This window comes from Ramlibacter sp. (assembly GCF_050250995.1).
In the GTDB taxonomy this organism is placed as follows: Bacteria; Pseudomonadota; Gammaproteobacteria; order Burkholderiales; family Burkholderiaceae_C; genus Ramlibacter.
In genome coordinates, this window is record NZ_JBFWNP010000001.1 from 16,322 (window position 1) to 38,218 (window position 21,897).

General features: G+C 68.3%; 22 protein-coding genes. 20 read left to right on the plus strand and 2 right to left on the minus strand.

Annotation, left to right across the window (positions count from 1 at the left end; genetic code table 11):
- Window position 1 precedes the first annotated feature (1 nt).
- The 19 genes from AB7E83_RS00095 to AB7E83_RS00185 all read left to right on the plus strand — a co-directional run bounded on the left by AB7E83_RS00095 (window position 2) and on the right by AB7E83_RS00185 (window position 17,940).
- Window positions 2-715 carry an ABC transporter ATP-binding protein gene (locus tag AB7E83_RS00095; RefSeq protein WP_428563706.1) on the plus strand — a complete coding sequence of 238 codons (714 nt, stop codon included), beginning with the start codon at window positions 2-4 and terminating at the stop codon, window positions 713-715.
- 8 nt (window positions 716-723) lie between these two features.
- Window positions 724-1,593 (plus strand): branched-chain amino acid ABC transporter permease, encoded by an 870-nt coding sequence (locus tag AB7E83_RS00100; protein ID WP_428563709.1) that lies wholly within the window; start codon window positions 724-726, stop codon window positions 1,591-1,593.
- Between the two features lie 10 nt (window positions 1,594-1,603).
- Window positions 1,604-2,626: a branched-chain amino acid ABC transporter permease gene (locus AB7E83_RS00105; RefSeq protein ID WP_428563712.1), complete on the plus strand. Its 1,023-nt coding sequence runs from the start codon at window positions 1,604-1,606 to the stop codon at window positions 2,624-2,626.
- 15 nt (window positions 2,627-2,641) lie between these two features.
- Window positions 2,642-3,253, plus strand: a complete 612-nt coding sequence (locus tag AB7E83_RS00110; RefSeq protein WP_428563715.1) for a nuclear transport factor 2 family protein — start codon at window positions 2,642-2,644, stop codon at window positions 3,251-3,253.
- 47 nt (window positions 3,254-3,300) lie between these two features.
- On the plus strand, window positions 3,301-4,020 hold the full coding sequence (locus AB7E83_RS00115; protein WP_428563718.1) for a TetR family transcriptional regulator: 720 nt from the start codon (window positions 3,301-3,303) through the stop codon (window positions 4,018-4,020).
- A gap of 133 nt (window positions 4,021-4,153) precedes the next feature.
- Window positions 4,154-5,803 carry a thiamine pyrophosphate-binding protein gene (locus tag AB7E83_RS00120; protein ID WP_428563721.1) on the plus strand — a complete coding sequence of 550 codons (1,650 nt, stop codon included), beginning with the start codon at window positions 4,154-4,156 and terminating at the stop codon, window positions 5,801-5,803.
- A gap of 13 nt (window positions 5,804-5,816) precedes the next feature.
- The gene (locus AB7E83_RS00125) at window positions 5,817-7,364 is read left to right on the plus strand and encodes an AMP-binding protein (RefSeq protein ID WP_428563724.1); all 1,548 of its coding nucleotides are present in this window, start codon (window positions 5,817-5,819) and stop codon (window positions 7,362-7,364) included.
- Window positions 7,361-8,287 carry an SMP-30/gluconolactonase/LRE family protein gene (locus AB7E83_RS00130; RefSeq protein ID WP_428563727.1) on the plus strand — a complete coding sequence of 309 codons (927 nt, stop codon included), beginning with the start codon at window positions 7,361-7,363 and terminating at the stop codon, window positions 8,285-8,287. The genes AB7E83_RS00125 and AB7E83_RS00130 overlap by 4 nt, the downstream gene beginning before the upstream one ends.
- Window positions 8,288-8,315: 28 nt before the next feature.
- On the plus strand, window positions 8,316-9,464 hold the full coding sequence (locus AB7E83_RS00135; protein ID WP_428563730.1) for an ABC transporter substrate-binding protein: 1,149 nt from the start codon (window positions 8,316-8,318) through the stop codon (window positions 9,462-9,464).
- Window positions 9,461-10,258 (plus strand): ABC transporter ATP-binding protein, encoded by a 798-nt coding sequence (locus AB7E83_RS00140; protein WP_428563733.1) that lies wholly within the window; start codon window positions 9,461-9,463, stop codon window positions 10,256-10,258. The genes AB7E83_RS00135 and AB7E83_RS00140 overlap by 4 nt, the downstream gene beginning before the upstream one ends.
- Window positions 10,255-10,983 (plus strand): ABC transporter ATP-binding protein, encoded by a 729-nt coding sequence (locus AB7E83_RS00145; RefSeq protein WP_428563736.1) that lies wholly within the window; start codon window positions 10,255-10,257, stop codon window positions 10,981-10,983. The genes AB7E83_RS00140 and AB7E83_RS00145 overlap by 4 nt, the downstream gene beginning before the upstream one ends.
- A 17-nt stretch (window positions 10,984-11,000) precedes the next feature.
- Entirely contained in the window at window positions 11,001-11,885 is an 885-nt protein-coding gene (locus tag AB7E83_RS00150; protein WP_428563739.1) for a branched-chain amino acid ABC transporter permease, read from the plus strand.
- A complete protein-coding gene (locus tag AB7E83_RS00155; RefSeq protein ID WP_428563742.1) occupies window positions 11,885-12,772 on the plus strand; it encodes a branched-chain amino acid ABC transporter permease in 888 nt (295 codons plus the stop codon). Before AB7E83_RS00150 ends, AB7E83_RS00155 begins: the two co-directional genes overlap by 1 nt.
- Window positions 12,765-13,601, plus strand: a complete 837-nt coding sequence (locus AB7E83_RS00160) for an SDR family NAD(P)-dependent oxidoreductase (protein ID WP_428563745.1) — start codon at window positions 12,765-12,767, stop codon at window positions 13,599-13,601. Before AB7E83_RS00155 ends, AB7E83_RS00160 begins: the two co-directional genes overlap by 8 nt.
- Window positions 13,602-13,611: 10 nt before the next feature.
- Window positions 13,612-14,808 (plus strand): thiolase C-terminal domain-containing protein, encoded by a 1,197-nt coding sequence (locus AB7E83_RS00165; protein WP_428563748.1) that lies wholly within the window; start codon window positions 13,612-13,614, stop codon window positions 14,806-14,808.
- The gene (locus AB7E83_RS00170; protein WP_428563751.1) at window positions 14,805-15,263 is read left to right on the plus strand and encodes a Zn-ribbon domain-containing OB-fold protein; all 459 of its coding nucleotides are present in this window, start codon (window positions 14,805-14,807) and stop codon (window positions 15,261-15,263) included. Before AB7E83_RS00165 ends, AB7E83_RS00170 begins: the two co-directional genes overlap by 4 nt.
- A gap of 1 nt (window position 15,264) precedes the next feature.
- Complete coding sequence (locus AB7E83_RS00175; protein ID WP_428563754.1) at window positions 15,265-15,783, plus strand: carboxymuconolactone decarboxylase family protein; 519 nt, start codon at window positions 15,265-15,267, stop codon at window positions 15,781-15,783.
- A gap of 94 nt (window positions 15,784-15,877) precedes the next feature.
- On the plus strand, window positions 15,878-16,816 hold the full coding sequence (locus AB7E83_RS00180) for a LysR substrate-binding domain-containing protein (RefSeq protein WP_428563757.1): 939 nt from the start codon (window positions 15,878-15,880) through the stop codon (window positions 16,814-16,816).
- A gap of 149 nt (window positions 16,817-16,965) precedes the next feature.
- Window positions 16,966-17,940 (plus strand): Bug family tripartite tricarboxylate transporter substrate binding protein, encoded by a 975-nt coding sequence (locus tag AB7E83_RS00185; RefSeq protein ID WP_428563760.1) that lies wholly within the window; start codon window positions 16,966-16,968, stop codon window positions 17,938-17,940.
- 51 nt (window positions 17,941-17,991) lie between these two features.
- On the opposite strand, the gene leuD is transcribed toward AB7E83_RS00185, so the two are convergent.
- Both leuD and leuC read right to left on the minus strand, forming a co-directional pair.
- Window positions 17,992-18,585 (minus strand): 3-isopropylmalate dehydratase small subunit, encoded by a 594-nt coding sequence (gene leuD / locus AB7E83_RS00190; protein WP_428563763.1) that lies wholly within the window; start codon window positions 18,583-18,585, stop codon window positions 17,992-17,994.
- Between the two features lie 2 nt (window positions 18,586-18,587).
- On the minus strand, window positions 18,588-20,003 hold the full coding sequence (gene leuC, locus AB7E83_RS00195; RefSeq protein WP_428563766.1) for a 3-isopropylmalate dehydratase large subunit: 1,416 nt from the start codon (window positions 20,001-20,003) through the stop codon (window positions 18,588-18,590).
- A 213-nt stretch (window positions 20,004-20,216) separates the two neighbouring features.
- On the opposite strand from leuC, the gene AB7E83_RS00200 reads away from it, so the two are divergent.
- A complete protein-coding gene (locus AB7E83_RS00200) occupies window positions 20,217-21,896 on the plus strand; it encodes an N-acyl-D-amino-acid deacylase family protein (RefSeq protein WP_428563769.1) in 1,680 nt (559 codons plus the stop codon).
- Window position 21,897: the final 1 nt, after the last annotated feature.

Below are 21,897 nucleotides of genomic sequence, written 5' to 3' on the forward strand. Positions count from 1 at the left end.
CATGGCAGCCATCCTCGAACTGAAGAACGTCGACGCGCACTACGCCGGCACGCAGGCGCTGTTCGGCGTCGACTGCGCGGTGGAGCGCGGCGGCGTGACCACGCTGCTCGGCGCCAACGGCGCGGGCAAGACCACGACGCTGCGCGCGATCTGCGGCATGGTGCGCCGCACCGGCGAGATCTGGTTCGACGGCCAGCGCATCGACGGCAAGTCGACCGAGGACATCGTGCGCATGGGCATCGCCCACGTGCCCGAGGGCCGCGGCACGTTCACCAACCTGACGGTGCAGGACAACCTGAACCTCGCCGCCCATGCGCGCCGCAACCGCGCCGAGGTGGCGCGGGACGAGGAGCGCGTGCTCGGCTACTTTCCGCGCCTGAAGGAGCGGCTGCGCCAGCAGGCCGGCACGCTGTCGGGCGGCGAGCAGCAGATGCTCGCCATCGCGCGCGGGCTCATGCTCAAGCCGCGCCTCATGCTGCTCGACGAACCCTCGTTCGGCCTCGCGCCGCTCGTGGTCCGCGAAATCTTCCAGATCATGCAGCGCATCAACAAGGAGGAGAGCGTGAGCATCTTCCTGATCGAGCAGAACGCCGCGCTCGCGCTGGAGCTCGCGGACGACGCCTACCTGATCGAGACCGGGCGCGTCGTGATGTCGGGCACGGCCGCCACGCTGCGCGACGACGACGCGATCCGCCGAACCTACCTGGGCTATTGAGGCTCTCCATGGATCTCTTCCTCTCCCAAGTCTTCTCCGGCATCGCCACGGGCGCCATCTACGGCTGCGTCGGCCTCGCCATGGTGATGATCTTCACGTCCACCGAGAAGATCAATTTCGCGCAGGGCGAAATGGCGACCTTCAGCACCTACGTCGCCTGGACGCTGATGACGGTCGGCCTGCCCTACTGGGGCGCGTTCGCGGCGGCCGTCGCGCTCTCGTTCGCGGGCGGCGTCCTCATCCAGCGCGTGCTGCTCACGCCGCTGAACAACGCGCCCGAGATGTCGCAGGTCATCGTGTTCTTCGGCCTGTTCCTCGTCTTCAACTCGGTCGCCGGCTGGATCTGGGGCTACCTGCCCTTCGACTTCCCGAGCCCCTTGAAGGGCTTCAACACGGGCACGACGCTGATCAGCGCGCACCAGCTGTTCATCATGCTGGTGGCGGTCATCATGCTCACGCTGCTCTTCGTGTTCTTCCGCTACACCGCGCTGGGCCTGTGCATGCGCGCGGCCGCGCAGAACCCGGTGTCCGCGCGGCTCATGGGCATTCGCGTCGGCTGGATGCTGGCGCTCGGCTGGGGCCTCTCGGCGGCCGTCGGCGCGGTCGCCGGCATCATGGTCGCGCCCGTCGTGTTCCTCGAGCCGCAGATGATGGTGGGCGTGCTGCTGTATGCCTTCGCCGCGGCGCTCGTAGGCGGCATCGACAGCCCGCCGGGCGCTTTCGTGGGCGGCATCATCGTTGGCGTTCTGGAGAATCTGGTCGGCACCTATTTCGTGGGCACCGACCTCAAGCTGACCGTCGCGCTCGTGCTGATCATCGCGGTGCTGATCTTCCGGCCCACCGGCCTGTTCGGCAGCAAGCGCGTCGTGCGCGTCTGAAGGGGACACCATGAAGACACTGTCCTCGAAGCAGAAGGTCCTGATCGGCGTGGCCGTCGCGGTGGCCGTCGCGCTGCCGCTCTTCACACCCGACTTCCGCCTGTTCCAGGCGAGCCAGGTGCTGATCTTCGCCATCGCCATCCTCGGCCTCAACCTGCTCACCGGCTACAACGGGCAGCTCTCGGTGGGGCACGGCGCGTTCTTCGCGGTGGGCGCCTACACGACGGCGCTGCTCATGAACTTCGCCGGTTTCCCCTACTGGGCCACGGTGCCGGCGGCGGCGCTCGTGTGCCTCGCCATTGGCTTCCTGTTCGGCCTGCCGGCGCTCAAGCTCGACGGGCACTACCTCGCGCTCGCCACCTTCGCGCTCGCGCTGGCCGTGCCGCAGCTGCTCAAGTACAAGAAGTTCTCCAAATACACCGGCGGCGCGCCGGGCACCTCCATCGAGAAGCCGAACTCGCCTTTCGAGTTCGAGCTCTTCGGCCGCGCCTTCAACGCGGACGTGTGGCTGTACCTCTTCGTGCTCGCCATCACCGTGGTCCTTTTCCTCTGCGCCTGGAATCTCGTGCGCGGGCGCATCGGCCGCGCGCTCGTGGCGATCCGCGACCAGCCGATGGCCGCGCAGGCGATGGGCGTGAACACCGCCATCTACAAGTCGCTCACCTTCGGCGTGAGCGCGATGTACACCGGCATCGCGGGCGCGCTGAACGCGATCACGGTGCAGTACCTCGCGCCCGATTCGTTCCACATGTTCCTGTCGGTGTTCCTGCTGGTGGGCATGGTGATCGGCGGCATGGGCTTCATCCCGAGCGCGCTGTTCGGCGCGGTCGTGATCGTGTACCTGCCGAACTTCGCCGCCGACATCTCCAAGTCGCTGCCCGGCGCGATCTACGGCGTGCTGCTGATCCTGCTCGTCTATTTCATGCCGCAGGGCATCTGGGGCGCGCTCGACAGGCTGCGCACGATGCGGTTGCCGCAGCGCAGCAAGGACGCCGCGATTCCGAATCCCGGAACGCAGCGCCCGACCCCGTAACGCACGGGGAAGTCCATGCCCTACAACGAGGGCATGGACACCTCGATTCAAACCCTTCTCGACAAAGACCAGATTCGCGACGTCATGCTGCGGTACTGCCGCGGCGTGGACCGGCGCGACTGGGAAGCGGTGCGTGCGACCTTCTTCGAGGACGGCCACGACGACCACGCCGACTTCCACGGCGTGCGCGACGAATTCGTCGCGTGGGTGAGCGAGCGGCACAACGACCCCGGCGTGCTGAAGTCCGCGCACATGCTCAGCAACATGCTGATCGAGTTCGCGTCGCCCGAGAAAGCCGTGGTCGAGACCTACTTCATGGCGAAGCTGGAGCTCGCGCAGGAAGCCGGCGGCCACCGCGAGATGCTGGCCAAGGGCCTGGGCGCCGGCAACGCCGCCGTCGAAGTGCTGGGCCGCTACGTCGACCGCTTCGAGAAGCGCAACGGAGTGTGGAAGGTCGCGAAGCGCCGCACCGTGTTCGACTCCATGCACACGATCACCGTGTCCTCCGACGATCCGCGCGGCAAAACGTGGCTGCTCGGCACGCGCGATGGCGAGGATCCGCTGCACGTGGCGCGCAAGGAGTCGGGGCTGGCCGCGCACGCCATCCATCCTGCGACCCGGAAATGATCGCCACGCGGTCGAGGCGCTGTCGGCCGCTCTCTAGAATGCGCCGCATGAAGAGCAGCCGAGCCGACGCACGACCGCAGACCGCGACCGCCCCCGAGGGCTCCGCCCGGGCGCAGATCAAGGAATACAAGGAGACGCTCATCCTGGATGCGGCGACCTCCCTGTTCCACGAGCGCGGCTTCGAGCGCACCACGCTCGACGACATCGCCTCCGCGCTCGGCGTCACCAAGCCGTTCATCTACACCTACTTCGATTCGAAGCATCACCTGCTCGAGCGTCTTTTCGATCGCGTATTCGAGCACTTCGAGATCGGCGTCGAGCAGTTCGAGAAGCTGTCCGAGAAGGATCCGGTGCAGCGCTTCGAGCTCTTCATCTCCGTCTTCCTCGAATACAACCTTTCGCGCCGCCAGCACACCGCGTTCTCCCTGAAGGAGGAGAAGCACCTCAGCCCCGAGAAGCTCGCGGACTTCCGCCGCCGCCAGCGCGAATTCGACCAGATGCTCGCATCGGTGGTGGCCGACGGCGTGAAGGCGGGCGTGTTCAAGGTGGAAGACCCGCAGCTCGCGTCCTTCGCCCTCAGCGGCATGGTCCGCTGGACGCACCGCTGGTACAAGCCCGAGGGTCGCCTCTCCGCGGAGCAGATCCGCGCGCAGATGACGGCCATGGCGCTGCGGCTGGTCGGCTACGAACCGGCGTTTCGTGCGCGCGCGCCGAAGACGGCGCCACGCAAGAAGGCGCCTGCGCAGGCGAAGCGCGCCCCGACCTAGCGTCCCCGCTCGCGTCCGCCGACTCATACCGGCCAGTATCTTTTAATACTTTAGGGAATACACCAATTCCCGAGAGTATTGACAAGGCGAGAATCCGCTCGCTGGGCGACCCGCCGATACACCGAGGCATGGCATGAGCGAACTCACTGGATCACAGATCATCGCGAAGGCGCTGCGCGCCCAGGGGACCGAGCACATGTTCTACCTGATGGGCGGCCCGATGCTGCAGACGGAGAACTCGTGCATGCGCGAAGGCATCCGCGCCATCGACGTGCGTCACGAGCAGGCGGCGGCAATGGCCGCGATGGCGTACGCGCGCCTCACGCAGAAGCCCGGCGTCTGCATGGCCGCGAGCGGCCCCGGCGCGATCAACCTGACCACCGGCCTCGCGCATGCGCTCATCGACTGCTCGCCCGTGGTCGCCATCGGCGGCTCGAGCCCGTCGAACCTCGTCGGACGCCAGGCGTTCCAGGAGATCGACCAGGTCGCGATCATGAAGCCGGTCACGAAGTGGGCCGCGCGCGCCGAGCACCTCGACCGCATTCCCGAACTCGTCAACACCGCCTTCCAGAAGGCCATGAGCGGCAAGCCGGGTCCCGTGTACCTCGACTTTCCCGCGGACCTGCTGTTCGAGACCATCGAGGAGAGCAAGCTCGACCTGGGCTTCGCGCGCCGGCCGCCGCTCGCCGCGCGGCCTCAGGGCGACCCGGCCCGGGTCGCGCAGCTGGTCGACAGGCTCAGGTCCGCGAAGCGCCCCGTCGTCGTCTCCGGCAGCGGCGTGATCTGGTCGCGGGCCTCGGCCGAACTGCAGGCGTTCGTGGAGCGCACGGGCATCCCGTTCTTCCCCACGCCGCAAGGACGCGGCTGCGTGCCCGACGATCACGAGCTCGCCTTCGGCACTCCGCGCTCCCTCGCATTCAAGGAAGCGGACCTCGTGCTGATCGTCGGCACGCGCATGAACTACATCATCGGCCACGGCGTGGCGCCGCGTTTCTCGAAGGAAGCGACCATCGCGCGCATCGACATCGATGCCGAGGAGATCGCGACGGCCGCGCGCGAAGTCGAGATCGGCATCGTGGGCGATTGCCGCGAAGTGCTGAAGCAGCTGCTTTCGTCGCTCGACGGCAAGGTGGACGGCAAGGCGTACGCCGAATGGCGCGCGCACCTGAAGAGGCACGACGACGCGCGCAAGTCCGAAGCCGCCGCCGAAGCCTATTCCAGCGAGCCCGTGCATCCGATCCGCCTGCTGCGCGAGATCAACGCCATCGCGAAGCGCGACGCGATCCTCTGCGTCGACGGGCAGGAGATCCTCAACTACGGCCGGCAGGTCATGCCGACCTTCGCGCCGGGACACCGCATCAACTCGGGACCGTTCGGCACCATGGGCGTGGGCGTTCCCTTCGGCTTGGGCGCGAAGGTCGCGAAGCCGGACAAGCAGGTGATCGTCGTCACCGGAGACGGCGCGTTCGGCTTCAATGCGATGGAGATCGACACGATGGTCCGCCACGAGGTGCCGGTGCTGCTCGTCATCAGCAACAACGGCGGCTGGTCGGCCGACTGGCCCAAGGGCAAGCCGGGTCGCGACCTCGGCTTCACGCGCTACGACGTGCTGGCGCAGTCGCTCGGCGCCTACGGCGAATACGTGGAGCGCGTCGAGGATGTCGGCCCCGCGCTGCGGCGTGCGCAGGCGCAGGTCGATGCCGGCGTGACGGCGGTGGTCAACGTGAAGACGGACCCCGCCGCGCGCTGCACGACGCAGCAGTTCACGCTGTCGATGACCTGACCGGAGGACGCCCGTGCGCGCGCAGGGAGACATCGAACGCATCATCCGGGAACGGGTGCGCGCGCATCCCGATGCGGTGTGGCTCAAGTTCCGGGACGAGCGCTACACCTGGGCACAGTTCCTGTCGAACGCGCAGCGCGCCGCCAACGGCCTGCTGCGCGCCGGCGTGCGGCCCGGCGAGCGGGTGGGCATCATGGCCGGGAACAAGCCGGACTTCATCTGGGCCTACTTCGGCATCATCCTCATCGGCGCGGGCTTCGTGCCGCTCAACAAGTGGCAGCGCGGGCCCGCGCTCGCGCACATGGTGTCCGACTCGGACACGCGCACGATCATCCACGACGAAGACGTCCGCGAGCCGCTGAACGAGCTGCGTCCCGCGTGCCCCGGCTTCACGCGCGCCATCGTGTTCGGCCAGGCCGCGCCGGGCGAGCTTGCCTTCGCCGACCTGATGACGGCGCCGGACACCGAGCCCGACGTCGAGGTCGCGACGCCCAGCAAGGTCGTCGACATCATCTACACCTCGGGCACGACCGGCACGCCCAAGGGCATCTACGCGAACACGTTCGAGTCTCACCTCGGCCCGATCCGCGAGGGCCTGCGCATGCAGCCCGGCGAGACCTACTACACCTGCATGCCGCTCTTCCACGGCAGCGGCCTCTACATCGGCGTGAACGCGTCGATCCGTCTCGACGCGTGCCTCGCGCTCGGCGAGAAGTTCAGCGCGAGCGGCTTCTGGGACGAGTGCCGCCGGCATGGCGCGGTCGCGACGCAGCTGTTCAGCTCGATGTTTCCCATCCTGCTGAAGCAGCCGCCGCGTGCCGACGATGCGGACAACCCGGTGCGCCGCATCTTCTCCATCGGCTGCCCGCCCGGCATCTGGCGCGAATTCGAGCAGCGCTTCGGCGTCAGCATCATGGAGTCGTATTCGATGTCCGATGCGGTCGGCATGACCGTCAACAACGACGGCCGCGTCGGCAGTGCCGGCCCCGGCGCGGGCGGCTCGGAGTTCCGCATCGTCGACGAGAACGACATGCCGCTGCCGCCCGAGACGCTGGGCGAGATCCTGTTTCGCCACCCCGCCGGTCAGGCGACGCGCTATCACAACCTGCCCGAAGCGACCGCGCACGCCTACCGCGGCGGCTGGTTCCACACCGGCGACCTCGGCAAGATGGACGCCGACGGCCACCTCTACTTCTGCGGCCGGCTGAAGGAAGCGATCCGCCGCCGCGCCGAGAACATCTCGGCCTGGGAAGTCGCGAGCGTGATCGACATGCACCCCAAGGTGCAGGAGAGCGCGGTGTTCGGCGTGCCGTCCGAGCTCGGCGAAGAGGAGGTGATGGCGGCCATCGTGCCCGTGCCCGGCGAGACGCTGCGGCCCGAGGAGGTGATGGACTTCTGCCAGGGCCGCCTCGCCTATTACGCGATGCCGCGCTTCGTCGACGTGGTCGACGAGTTGCCGAAGACGAGCACGCAGAAAGTCCAGCACCTCGCGCTGAAGGCGCGCGGGCCGGGCCCCTCGACCTGGGACCGCGAGAAGGCGGGCTACGTGGTGAAACGATGACGACGCAATTCAAGGAAATCTTCAGCGGCCTCCAGTTCCCCGAGGGCCCCATCGCCCTCGACGACGGCGGCTTCTACGTGTGCGAGACCGCCGCGGGCGCGATCCGCCACATCCGCAAGGACGGCAGCGCCACGGTGCTGGCCAAGGTCGGCGGCTGCCCGAGCGGCATCGCCTTCGGCCCCGACGGCGCGCTGTACGGCACGAACGGCGGCATCGCCGACTTCCACGAGCGCGACGGCAAGCTGCTGCCGCACTTCGCGCCCGACAACGCGCCGCCCGGCTTCATCATGCGCATCGACCCCGGCACGGGGAAGATGGAGCGGCTCTACACCGAATGCGACGGCGTGCCGCTGATCGCGCCCAACGACATCGTGGCCGACGCGCACGGCGGCTTCTGGTTCACCGACCACGGCAAGGTGCGGCAGAAGGACCGTGACCATGGCGCGATCTATTACGCGAAGTTCGACGGCTCGTACATCCGGAAGATGTTCGGCACGATGATCGGCCCCAACGGCATCGCGCTCTCGCCGGACGGCAAGAGCGTGTACGTCGCGGAGACGCCGACCGCGCGCATGTGGCGCTTCGACCTGAGCGCGCCGGGCGAGTTCGCGCGCTCCGATGCGGCGCAGCTCGGACGCAAGGGCCATCTGCTCGCCGGCCTCGGCGGCTGGCAATGGTTCGATTCGATGAAGGTCGACGGCGAAGGCTGGGCCTGCGTCGCGACGCTCTACAACAGCGGGATCACCGCGATCTCGCCGGACGGCCGGACCGTCGAGCACGTCCCCCTGCCCGACCCCTTCACCACCAACCTGTGCTTCGGCGGGCCGGACATGCGCACCGCCTACGTCACCTTGTCCACGCTCGGAAAGCTCGTCGCGGTGCCGTGGCCGCGCCGGGGCCTGCGATTGAACCACGCGCGCTGAACTCTCACCCCATCAACGGAGACAAGCCATGACACTCGTGCAACGCAGAAACGTCCTATCCGCCTTCGCGGCGTCGATGCTGGCCTTCGCGGCCGGCGCATCGTCGGCGCAGGAGCTCGTCATCGGCGCGCCGCTGGCGATGACCGGCCCGGCCGGCCAGGTCAGCGCCGACGTGGTCAAGGGCGCGCAGCTCGCGATCGACGAGGTCAATGCGGCGGGGGGCGTGCTCGGCCGCAAGCTGAAGCTGGAAGTGCAGGACACGACGGGCGCGCCCGCGCAGGCCGTGCAGCTGGTCGGCAGCTTCGCGCGCAATCCGAACGTGATCGCCATCCTCGGCCCCATCAACGCCGCCGAAGTCGGCGCGGTGACCGGCCTGGCCGCATCGAACAAGATCGTGGTGTACGCGCCCGCATCGGCCGGCACGGTGCCGGGCGTGCCGGACCTCAAGTTCAACGAATGGACCTTCCGCCTGAACCAGGCGCAGCCCACGGTGCTCGGCCCGCTGGTCAACCAGGTCGCGGCGATCTCGAAGGCGAAGTCGATCACCATCCTCAACTACAGCGACAACGGCGCGTACGTCGACGCCGGCAACCTGTGGCAGAAGACCGCGGAGGGCAAGGGCATGACGGTGCAGCGCATCCAGTTCCCGTCGGCCACCCAGGACTTCTCGGCCATCGTCACGCAGATCAAGAAGGACACGCAGCTGGTCGGCATCGGCGCGCTCTCCGGCACGCTCGGCCCGCTGATCCGCGCGATCCGGCAGGCGGGCATCAACGCGCCGATCATGGGCGACGCGAGCATCCTCGCGGCGTCGGTGTTCACCGTCTCCCAGGGCGCGAGCAAGGGCGCTTATTCGTACAGCAGCTACCTCTCGGGCGCGGGCACGGGCACCAACGAATTCATCGCGGGGTTCAAGAAGGCGCACAACGCCGATCCGAGCGCCATCGCGTCCTATGGCTACGAGGCGGTGAAGCTGATCGCGAATGCGCTGAAGACGCAGAAGGCCGTGACGCGCCAGGCGCTGCGCGACGGCCTGGGCAAGACGCGCGGCTACAAGGGCATCACCGGCGACGTGTCGTACAACAACAGCGGCGACGCGGTGCGCCAGAGCGTCCCTCTCGTGCAGGTGGGAGACAACGGCGAACTGAAGAAGGTCGGCGACATCAAACTCCAATGAGCGTTCCGATCCTGCAAGTCGAACAGGTCCATCGCCGCTTCGGCGGCGTGAAGGCCCTCGCCGGAGTCGACTTCGAAGTGAACGCGGGCGAGCTGGTGGGGCTGATCGGCCCCAACGGCTCGGGCAAGAGCACGCTCGTGAACGTCATCACGCGCATGATCGATTCGGATGCCGGACGCGTGGTCGTGGACGGCGCCGATCTCACGCGCGTCGCGCCGCATCGCGTGGCGGACTTCGGCGTCGCGCGCACCTACCAGCGCCTGCGGCTCAACCCGGAACTGACTTTGCAGGAGAACGCGGCCACGGGCGTGCTGTACCGCCACCAGCGGCCGTTCGCTTCGGCGCTGCGGCTGTGGTTCGACGTGCGCTCCACGCGCGACGCCGCGCTGGCGCAGGCCGACGCGGCGCTGGACCTGATGAAGGTGCCGGCGGCCGTGCGCGGCAAGCTGCCGAAGGAAGTGCCTTTCTCGCTGCAGCGGCGCACGGAAATCGCGCGCGCGCTCGTCGCGAAACCCAAGGTCGTGCTGCTCGACGAACCCGCCGCCGGCATGAACCCCGCGGAGGTCGTCGAGCTCGGCGAACTGCTCGCCGCCGCGAACCGGCAACTCGGCGTGACCGTCGTGCTGATCGAACACAACATGGAATTCGTGATGCGCGTCGTGCAGCGCATCACCGTCATCAACCGCGGCGAGCGCATCGCCACCGGCACGCCGGCGGAAATCCGCAACAACCCGGCCGTCGTCGAAGCCTATCTCGGCACGCGCGGCGAAGCGAAGGCGTCGGCGCAGGCATGACGGACGAAGCGACCCCCTACCTGCGCCTGTCGAACGTCAGCGTGCGCTACGGCGCCGTGGCGGCGCTCGACGGCGTGTCCATCGACGTGCGGCGCGGCGAGACCGTGACGATCCTCGGCGCCAACGGCGCGGGCAAGACGACGATCATGCGCGCGATCCTCGGCATGGCGCCGCTCGTCGGCGGCGAAGTTCATCTGGAAGGGCGCGAGCTGAGCGGCATGGAGCCGCACGAAGTGGCGCGCGCCGGCATCGGCATCGTGCCCGAGGGCCGCAAGGTCTACGGCCGCCTGTCCGTGCGCGAGAACCTGCTGATGGCGGCGCGGCTGTCGACGTCGAAGGAGTCCGGAGAGACGCGGCTCGAACGCGTGCTGCAGCGCTTCCCGGCGCTGCGCACCCGCATGTCGGAGTCCGGCGCGCTGCTCTCCGGCGGCGAGCAGCAGATGGTGGCGCTCGGTCGTGCGCTCATGACCGACCCGAAGGTGCTGCTGATGGACGAGCCCTCGCTCGGCCTCGCACCCCTGCTCATCGACGAAGTGTTCCGCGCGATCGGCGAATTGCGCTCGCAGGGCGTGACGATCCTGCTCGTGGAGCAGAACGCGGCGATGGCGCTCGAGGTCGCGGACCGCGCGTACGTGCTGCAGACGGGGCGCGTGGTGGCATCGGGCACCGCCGAGGATTTGAAATCGTCCAGCGCGGTCGCCGACGCCTACCTCGGCCTGCACTAGAAACGAAGGGGACACGCGTGGAACTGTTTCTCGCGCAACTGGTCAACGGCCTCACCATCGGCTCGACCTACGCGCTCGTGGCCCTGGGCATCGTGCTCATCTTCTCCGTGCTCGACGTGATGAGCGTCGCGCAGGGCGAGATCCTCATCGCGGCCGCGTACATCGGCCTCGTGTGGTTCTTCCACAAGGTCACGAACAACCTGTACGTCTGCATGCTCGTCGTGGTCCTGGCGTCGCTCGCCATCGGCCTGCTCACCGAGCGCCTCGCGGTGCGGCCCGCGCTGCACGGCGGCCACCTCGGCACGCTGATCTCCACCTTCGGCGTCGGCCTCATCCTCGCCAACGGCATCCAGATCCTGGCCGGCCCCGACACCCAGCTCGTGCCGAACAACGCCGCCGTCGCGCCGCTGTTCCGCATCGCCGGGGTGTCGATCACACCCATCGCCATCGCGTCGGTCCTCGTGCTTGCGGCGGGCTTCGCCTTCCTGAAGTTCTTCACGGAAAAGACGCGCACCGGCTCGCTCGTTCGCGCGGTGGCGGAAGACAGCGAGACGGCCGCGGCGATGGGCGTGAACGTGAAGCGCGTGCGCGCCGCGACCTTCGCCGCAGGCAGCCTGCTCGCGGGCCTGGCCGCCGTGCTCCTGAGCTTGAAGTACGGCAACCTCACGCCCAACCTCGGCATCGGCTTCAGCCTTACGGCGCTGACGGCCGCGATCATCGGCGGCGCGAGCCGCGTGGAGGGCGCCGTCATCGTCGCGTTCTTCCTCGGCATCGCGGAGACCATGACGACCACGTATCTCGGCGCGGATTTCACGCTGCTCGTGCAGTTCTCGCTGTTCCTGCTGATCCTCCTCGTGCTGCCCGAAGGCATCTTCCGCCGCACCCTCCGGAGGGCCGGCTGATGGCGACCGTCGACTGGCACCACCTGCTGATCCTGATCTCGATCAACTGCATCGGGGCGCTCGGCTACTACGTCACGCTCACCAGCGGGCAGCTCTCCATCTGCCACGGCGCGCTCTACGCGCTCGGCGGCTACTTCGCGGGCTACGTCGCGATGAAGCTCCAGTGGCCCGTCGCGCTGCTGCTCGCGGTGGGCTTCCTGGCGGCGGCGATCCCGGGCTACCTGCTCGCCCTCGCGACGCGGCGGCTGCGCGACCTGTACTTCGCCGTGGCCACCTTCGGCTTCGGCGGCGCGCTGGTCGAGGCGATCGGCCACATGCCCTTCCTCGGCGGGCACTTCGGCCTCGGCGGCATCCCGATGTTCACGACCTTGCCGCTCTCGCTGGGCGTGCTGCTCGTCACCGTCCTCTTCGTCTGGCGCTGGGACCATTCGCTCAACTACCAGATCAACGCCGTCACCAAGCTCGATCTCGAAATGGCGCTCGTGCTCGGGATCGACGTGCGCCAGGTGCGCCGCACCGCGTTCGCGCTCGGCGCGGGCATCGCCGGCGTCTCCGGCGCGCTCTACGCGGGCAGCACGACGATCATGACGCCGCGCGAAGGCGGCTTCGAGCACAGCCTCGCGCTGCTGCTGATGGTGGTGATCGGCGGCACGCGCTCGTGGAAGGGGCCGATCCTCGGCGCGGTGATCTGGACGCTGCTGCCGGAGCTGCTGCGCTTCGCGAGCACCTGGCGGCTCGTCATCTTCGGCGCGATCGCGGTGCTGCTGATGGCACTGCGGCCGGAGGGCATCATCGGCCGCAGCCTGCCGGGCCGCTCGATGTTCGGCGGCTCGTGGTTCGGCGGCTCGCGAGCGGCGCCGGACAAGGCCGGGAGCCCCGGTGCCTGAGACATCGTCCGGCACGCCGCCGCTCGCGGGACGCGTCGCCGTCGTGCTCGGCTGCGCGACCGGCATCGGCGCCGCGTCGGCGCGCGGCCTCGCGGCCCGCGGCGCGCACGTCGTCATGGGCGACATCGATGCGGAGGCCGTGACGCGCACCGCATCGCGCATCGTCGATGGCGGCGGCAGTGCGGTCCCGATCGCCTGCGACGTGCAGGACGAAGCGCAGATCGCCATGGTCATGCAACGCGCCATCGAGCGTTTCGGCCGCCTCGACATCCTGCACAACAATGCGGCGGCGATGCATCTCGTGGGCGAGGACAAGGACGTCGCGTCCACCTCCGTCGCGCTCTGGGACGAGACGCTCGCCGTCAACGTGCGCGGCCAGATGCTCGGCTGCAAGCATGCCATCCCGCACATGCTCGCGGGCGGCGGCGGCAGCATCGTCAACACCTCCTCGCTCTCCGGCATCGCGGGGGAGCTCACCTCGACGGCCTACGGCGCATCCAAGGCCGCGATCAACCAGCTCACGCGCGCGGTCGCGACGCAGTACGGCCGCAAGGGCATCCGCTGCAATGCGGTGCTGCCGGGCCTGATCCGCTTCGAAGGCGAGCGCCCCGCCGGCCGCGGCCTGCCGCCCGCGCTGCGCGAGACGCTGATCCGCCACCAGCTCGTGCCCTGGGCCGGACGGGCCGACGACGTCGCGAACGCGGTGGCGTTCCTCGCGGGCGACGAGGCGCGTTTCATCACCGGCCACCTGCTCGTGATCGACGGCGGCATGAGCGCGCACCAGCCCTTCTATGCGGACATGCTCGGCGTGATGGAGCCGGGGACCTGAGGCACGCGCGATGGACGCCACCCTTCGCGGCAAGGCCGCCATCGTCGGCGTCGGCGAGACGACGTACTACCGGCACGGCCAGTCGCCCGACCCGGAATTCAAGCTCGCACTGAAGGCGATCCTGCGCGCGTGCGAGGACGCAGGCGTCGATCCGCGCAGCATCGACGGATTCGCGTCGTACTCCAACGACCGCAACGATCCGTCGCGCCTGGCCGCCGCGCTCGGCATCCGCGAGTTGCGCTACGCCACCATGCAATGGGGCGGCGGCGGTGGCGGCGGCGCGGCCGCCGTCGGCAATGCGGCGGCGGCCATCGCGTCGGGCATGGCCGAGCGAGTGATCGTGTTCCGTGCGCTGAACCAGGGGCAGTTCGGACGCTTCGGCCAAGGCGCGGGCTATGGGCAGGACGCGCGTGCCGAGGAGGTCACCGGCGAAGAGGCGCTGCGCATTCCCTACGGCGTCATCACGCCCGCGCAGCGCCACGTGCTGAAGGTGAACCGCTTCCTCTCGGAAGCCGGCATCGGCCAGGATGCGCTGATGGCCATCGCCCTCGCCTCGTACCACCATGCGCAGAACAACCCACGCGCGATCATGTACGGCAAGCCGCTCGATGAAGCGATGTACCGCGCCTCGCGCTGGATCGTCGAGCCCTTCCACCTCTACGACTGCTGCCAGGAGAACGACGGCGCGGCGGCGCTGCTCGTCGTGCGCGCCGAGGCCGCGCGCGATCTTGCGAAGAAACCGGCCTATCTGCTCGCGGCCGCGGCCGGCTCGCACTACCGCTGCGCAGCGACCGGCTTCAACGTGCCGGACCTCGGCAGCGCCGGCTTCAAGACCGTCGCGCCGCGCCTGTATGCGATGGCCGGCCTCACGCCCGCCGACGTCGACGTGGTGCAGTCGTACGAGCACTTCACGGGCGGCGTCGTCATGAGCCTGATCGAGCACGGCTTCTTCCGCGCGGAAGAGGCCGGCGACTTCCTGAGGTTCGAGAACCTGCAGGCGCCGCACGGCAGGCTGCCGCTCAACACGAGCGGCGGCAACCTCGCGGAGTGCTACATGCATGGACTTGGCCTGTTCGTCGAGGCGGTGCGGCAGTTGCGCGGCGAATCGTGCAATCCGGTGCGCGACGCGAAGGTGGCGCTCGTCTCGGCGGGTCCGCTCGTCACGCCCGTGAGCGACGCGCTGCTCGGAACCGAGGACGTGTTGTGAGCGAGTCCACCTCCGCCTTGCCGACGGGACTTCCGATCCCCGCGCCCGAGAACGACGGCCTGAGCGCGCCGTTCTGGGAGGGCCTGAGGGAAGACGTGCTGCGCATCCAGCGGTGCCGCGCGTGCGGGACATGGCAGTGGGGACCGGAATGGATCTGCCATTCTTGCCACTCGTTCGACATGGGCTGGGACGAGGTTGCGCCGCGCGGGCGCGTGTACTCGTGGGAGCGCGTGTGGCATCCGGTACATCCCGTCCTGAAAGGCGCCACGCCGTATTGCGCCGTGCTGGTGGAGCTGCCGCACGCGGGGAACGTGCGCCTGCTCGGCAACCTGCTCGGCGATCCGATGCAGGTGCTGCACGCCGACATCGCGGTGCGCGGCGTGTTCGATCACCGGACCCAGGGGACGCGGCGATACTCGCTGCTGAACTGGATCCGCACTTCCGAAGGTGAATGACATGGCAAGACTGAACGTTCCCGAAGGCGATGGCCACGAGATCGAGCGCGTGTGGCAGCTCAACCCGAAGCTCGGCCAGGCCGTGCTGGGCCTGCGCTATTCCGTCTATCACGACAGCGTGCTGCCGCTGCGCATCCGCGAAGGACTGCGCTACATCGTGGCCGACTGCAACCAGTGCCCGATCTGCCTGGCCGCGCGCGACGTCGACGGAAGCGGCGCGGGCCTGGGGATGGACTTCTACCGCCTCGTCCTCGAGGACCGCGGCAATGCCGCGTTCGACGAGCGCGAGCGTCTCGCCTTCGAGTACACGCACCGCTTCTGCCACGACCATTTCTCGATCGACGACGAGTTGATGGCGCGGATGCGCGCGGTCTTCAGCGACACCGAGATGTTCGATCTGTGCGTGCTCGCCGCGCGGCATCTCGGCTTCGGGCGGCTCACGCAGGTGCTGCAGCTCGACTTCGCCTGCGCGGTGCATGTGTCGCCCTCGTCGCTCGCGGGGCCGGCGCGCGACCCCTGAAGCGCAAGCGCAGGCGCGCCCGCGCGCGGTCCCGAACAGGACCGGCGGCATGCGTTCGCATCCGGCCCGTTCACCGAGGCTGCAGAATGCGCGCATGAATCCGATGGTGAAGCACCTCTCGCGCTTTGATCTCGTCTCCGTGCGCCTGCTCGTCGACTGCGTGCAGCACGGCAGCCTGAGCGCCGCCGCGGAGCGGTCGCATCTGGCGCTCCCCGCGGCCAGCCGCCGCATCAAGGACCTGGAGCTCGCCGTGGGCGCGGATCTCTTCGAGCGCCAGGGCCGGCGCTTGCAGGCCACGCCCGCCGGGCGAACCTTCTACCGGCACGGCGTGGGCATCCTGCAGGCCGTCGAACTCCTCGGCGCGGAACTCACGAACATGCAGCTGGGCACGCTGACGCAGGTGCGGCTTTCGGCCAGCACCGCGGCGCTCAGCCAATCCCTCTCGCCGATTCTTCGCGACTACGCCCGGGAGTTTCCCCGGGTCCGCGTCCACCTCGAGGAGCAGGTGTCCGAAATGGTGGTGAAGTCCTTGCACGAAGGGCGGGCGGATGTGGGCGTGTTCGTCGAGGGCCAGGAGACCCAGGGGCTGGACGTGCATGCGTTCGACCAGGACGAGCTCGTCTTCGTGTTCCCGCCGGGTCACAGGTTCTCGCACGAACAGACGCCACTCGCATTCGCGGAGGCGCTCGACGAAGACTGGATCAGCTTCTCGGACGGCGCCGCACTGCTGCGGCGACTGCATGAGGCGGCGCACGCGGAAGGCCGTGTGCTGAAGCTGCGGATGCAGACCCGCAGCTTCGACACGATGTGCCACCTCGTGGCCGCCAGGATGGGCATCGCCATGCTGCCGGGCGTGGCGGCGCAGATCGCGCGGGGCATGGGTCTCGTCTGCCGCCCGCTCGCCGAGCCCTGGGCCATCCGCCAGTTGCTGGTGGCAACGCGCTCGGGCATCGTGAATCCGCATGCGAGTTCGCTCGTATTGTTCATCCGGGAACATTCCCGGCGTCACTTAACAGAACGCGAAGGAAAGTGAACGGAATCGGGAATTGACGTTAGCGGACCGCGACTGCAACACTGCGCGCGGTGACAACGAAGTTGTCCGCGCCCCGAGGCGGAGTGCTCGCTGCTCCCGTGGGCGAACAAAAACGCAGTACTCATCCCGGTTTCATCCAAGGAGCATTCATGATCCGTCGTTCGCTGCTTCGCGGCGCCGCAGGCGCCGCCGCCACCCCCTTGCTCAGCCCGTTCGCGCGCGCGCAGGCCTTTCCCTCGAAGCCGATCACGATCGTCGCCCCGGTCCAGCCCGGCGGCATCCTCGACATGTCGGCGCGGATGGTGTCCGAGCCGCTCGGCAAGCTACTGAATACCTCGGTGATCGTGGACAACCGCCCCGGCGGCAACGCCACCGTGGGCTACAACGCGGTGCTGCGCGCGCCGGCCGACGGGCACACGCTGCTCTGCACCTCGTTCTGGCACGTGCTCAATCCTTCGCTGATCAAGAACCTCACGTGGTCGCAGAAGGACTTCGTGCCTGTCGCGAACCTGACGGCGTCGACCAACGTCATCACGGTGCATCCCTCGGTGCCGGCCAACACTTTGCAGGAATTGTTCGCGTACGCGAAGGCCAATCCCGGCAAGCTGAGTTATGCGGACAATGGCGGCATCGGCTCTCCGGCCCACATCGGCACGGAAATGCTCAAGGACATCACGGGCACGAACATCGTCCACATCCCGTTCAAGGGCTCCGGCGCCGCGATCGCGAACCTTCTCTCCGGCGACGTTCACATGTTCATGACCTCCCCGCCTTCGGTGCTGCAGCATGTGCAGGCCGGCAAGCTCAGGGCGCTCGCGGTCACCGGGAAGAAGCGGCACCCCGGTCTGCCCAACGTGCCGACGACCGCCGAAGCCGGCCTCAAGTTCGAGCTCGAGACCTGGGTTGCCCTCTTCGCGTCCGCCGGTACCCCGCCGGCCATCGTGGCCACGCTGACGAGCAACATCCAGAAGGCGCTCGAAACGCGCGAGGTGAGGCAGCGTGCCGAAGCACAAGGCGTCGACGTGAGCTATCTGTCGCCGCCGGATCTCGATGCGGTCATCAAACGCGAAACGGCCGAGGGCGCCGCGATCATCAGGAAGCTGAAGATCTCCCTGGACAACTGAAGCCAGCCGCGGCAGGCATCGCAAACGCCCCCGAGGGGGCGTTTCGCGTTTTCAGAAGTTCCAGGGCACCTCGGCCCGGCGGCGTTCCTCGAACGCCCGGATCTTGTCCTCGTGCCGCAGCGTCAGGCCGATCTCGTCGAGGCCGTTGAGCAGGCAGTATTTCCTGAACGGGTCGATGTTGAAGCAGAAGGTCCTGGCGCCGTCCGCGGTGGTGACGCTCTGTCGCTCGAGGTCGATGCGCAGCCGGACGCTCGGCGATGCCGCGCAGGCGCGGAACAGCTCGTCGACCTCCGGCTCGGCCAGCGCGACCGGCAACACGCCGTTCTTGGTCGCGTTGTTGAAGAAGATCTCTCCGAACGAGGGCGCGACGACGGCCCTGAAGCCGAAGTCCCGCAGCGCCCAGGGCGCATGCTCCCGCGAAGAGCCGCAGCCGAAATTGGCGCGCGCCAGCAGGATCTGCGCGCCGGCATAGGCGGGCTGGTTGAGCACGAAGTCCGGCGCCTTTCGCCATTCCGCGAAGCAGCCGGCTTCGTAACCCGTGCGCTTGATGGACGTCAGGAACTGCTTGGGAATGATCTGGTCCGTGTCGACGTCCGCGCGGTCGAGCGGGGCCACGAGGCCATCGAGAAAAGTGAATTTGTCCATCGTCAGTTCCAGCTCCGCACGTCGGTGAAATGGCCGGCGATCGCCGCCGCGGCCGCCATGGCCGGGCTGACGAGGTGCGTGCGGCCGCCAGCGCCCTGCCGGCCCTCGAAGTTGCGGTTGGACGTGGATGCGCAACGCTCTCCGGGCTCCAGCCGGTCCGCATTCATGGCGACGCACATCGAGCAGCCCGGCTCGCGCCATTCGAATCCCGCCTCCGTGAATACCTTGTCCAGCCCTTCGGCCTCGGCCTGCTTCTTCACGAGGCCGGAGCCGGGAACGACCATGGCGAGCTTGACCGCGGGCGCGACGTGCCGGCCTTTGACGATCGCCGCCGCGGACCGGAGGTCCTCGATCCGCGAGTTCGTGCAGGAACCGATGAACACCTTGTCGATTCGGATGTCGGAAATGGGCATGCCGGGCACGAGAGCCATGTAGTCGATCGCCCGCGCGATCGTGCCGCGCCGGACCTCGTCCGCTTCCCGCGCCGGATCGGGCACGAGGCCGTCCACCGGAACGACCATGTCCGGCGCCGTGCCCCAGGAGACGTGGGGCTTGATGGCCGCCGCATCCAGCGTGACCTCGCGGTCGAACTTCGCATCCGGGTCGCTCTTCATCGTTCGCCAGGACGCCACGGCGCTGTCCCACTGCTCGGCCGCCGGCGCGAACGGCCGTCCGCGCAGGTACTCGACCGTGGTGTCGTCGACGGCGATCATGCCGGCCCGCGCGCCGCCCTCGATCGCCATGCTGCAGACCGTCATGCGGCCTTCCATCGACAGCGCGCGGATCGCGCTGCCGGCGAACTCGATCGCATGGCCCACACCGCCCACCGTGCCGATGCGCCCCAGGATCGCGAGCGCGACATCCTTGGCGGTCACGCCGGCGCCGAGCTCGCCTTCGACGTTGACGCGCATGTTCCTCATCTTCTTCGACATCAGGCACTGGGTCGCGAGCACGTGCTCCACTTCGGACGTGCCGATGCCATGGGCCAGGCAGCCGAAGGCGCCGTGCGTCGAGGTGTGCGAGTCGCCGCAGACCACGGTCATGCCGGGCAAGGTCGCGCCCTGCTCGGGTCCGATCACGTGAACGATGCCCTGGCGGCCGTCCAGGAAAGGGAAATAGGCCTTGGCGCCGAAGGCCTGGACATTCGCGTCGAGCGTCTCGATCTGCAGCCGCGCGAGCGGATCGCCGACGCCCGCCAGGCCTTCCTGCCAGTTCTTCGTCGGCGTGCTGTGGTCGGCCGTCGCGACGACGGAACCCGTGCGCCAGGCCTTGCGGCCCGCCTCCCTCAGGCCCTCGAAGGCCTGGGGGCTCGTTGCCTCATGCACGTAGTGCCGGTCGATGTAGAGCAGCGCGGTGCCGTCGTCCTCGACGTGCACCACGTGGCTGTCCCATAACTTGTCGTAAAGCGTCTTTGCCATCGCGCGAGTGTTCCCGGCGGACTCCCGCCGCGTCCATTACTTTTTCGGCCCGCGACGCTTCGCGTTCTGCGAACTGTCCGCGAACTGCCGCGCTTCGGACGAGAGTTCGCAAATCGCGAACGTTCCCGCGGAAAACCGGCAATGGACGCGAGGGCTCCGGCGTTCCACACTCGGGGTCACGGAACTCTCACCAACCAAGGGGAAAAAGAAAGCATGGCCTACGACATCCTGATCAAGGGCGGTACCGTCGTCGACGGCACGGGCGCACCCGGCTTCCGGGCCGACGTGGCGCTGCAGGACGGCCGCATCGCCGAAATCGGCACGATTTCGGCCGCGGCGCGGCGCACGATCGATGCGACCGGACTCGTGGTCGCGCCCGGCGCGATCGACGTCCACACCCACTACGACGCCGAAGTCGTCTGGAACGGCCTGCTCGGCGCCTCGGCCGAGCACGGCGTGACCACGGTCGTCCAGGGCAACTGCGGCATCGGCATCGCGCCGTGCAAGCCGCAGGACCGCGAAGCGGTGGTGCAGGACCTCGTCATTCTCGAGGGGGTTTCCTACGAAAGCCTCAACGCCGGCATCGACTGGAAGTTCGAAACCTTCCCCGAGTACCTCGACTGCATTCGCAAGCGCGGCCTCGGCATCAACGTCGCCGCGTTCGTGCCCTTGTCCCCGATGCGCCGCTACGTCATCGGCGAGCCGTCCGTCGAGCGCGGCGCGACGCCGGAAGAGCGCACGAAGATCGCCCAGGCGATCCGCGAGGCGGTGGAGGCCGGCGCGCTCGGCTTCAGCGCGACGACCGTGCGCCGGCAGGTCGGCTACAAGGGCAACCCGATGCCCGGCCAGTTGACCGATGCCGACGAGATGCGCGAGTACGCCCGCGTGCTGCGCGATCTCGGCAAGGGCGCGATGCAGTTCAACGTGATCGACGCCATCGCCAAGCCGACGAAGGACGAGCTCTCGATCATCGGCCTGCTCGTCGAGGAAAGCGGCGGGCGGCCCGTCACGTTCTCGGGCGCCCTGCATCGCACCGACGACCCCTCCGCGGTGGAGCGCATGCTGCAGATGGTGGAGCCGCTGCGCCGCCGCGGCGCGCGTCCGCAGACGACGACCATCCCGTTCACGATGGAGATCAATTTCAGGAGCCCCATGATGTTCGCCGACGTCGGCGCCTTCAAGATGGCCCTGAGCAAGCCGAGGGAGGAACAGATCGCGATGTACAGCGACCCGGCGTGGCGGGCGCAGGCCAAGGCGAATCTTGCCGAGGGCGGAAAGATCGTCGGCGACTGGAAGAGCAGCACCGTACACCATGTGAAGAGCGCGCAGCTCCAGCCGCTTCTGGACCGCACCATCGACGACATCGCGCGCGAGCGCGGGCAGGATCCGCTGGACGTCATGATGGACCTCGCCATCGCCGACAACCTGGAATTCGTGATCCGGGCCTATATCTACAACAGCGACCCCAAGTACCTGCGGCAGATGATTTCGGACTCGCGCATTCTCCTCGGCCAGCACGATGCGGGCGCGCACGTCGACATGATGTTCATGGGGAACTTCCCCACCCACATGCTCGGGCACTGGGTGCGCGAGGAGCAGGCGATCAGCCTGGAGCATGCGATCCAGCGGATGACCTCCGACCCCGCGGACTTCTTCGGATTCGCCGACCGCGGCCGCATCGCCCCCGGCAAGGCGGGCGACATCATGGTGTTCGACCCGGCCACGGTCCAGTCGTCGACGCTCGCCGAGAAGGTCCTGTACGACCTGCCGGCCGGCGGCAAGCGCCTGTATTCGCCGCCGACCGGCATGGAATATGTGCTGGTGAACGGCGAAGTCCTGTTCGACCAGGGCAAGCACACCGGCGCGCTTCCCGGAAAGATCGTGAACGGCTGAC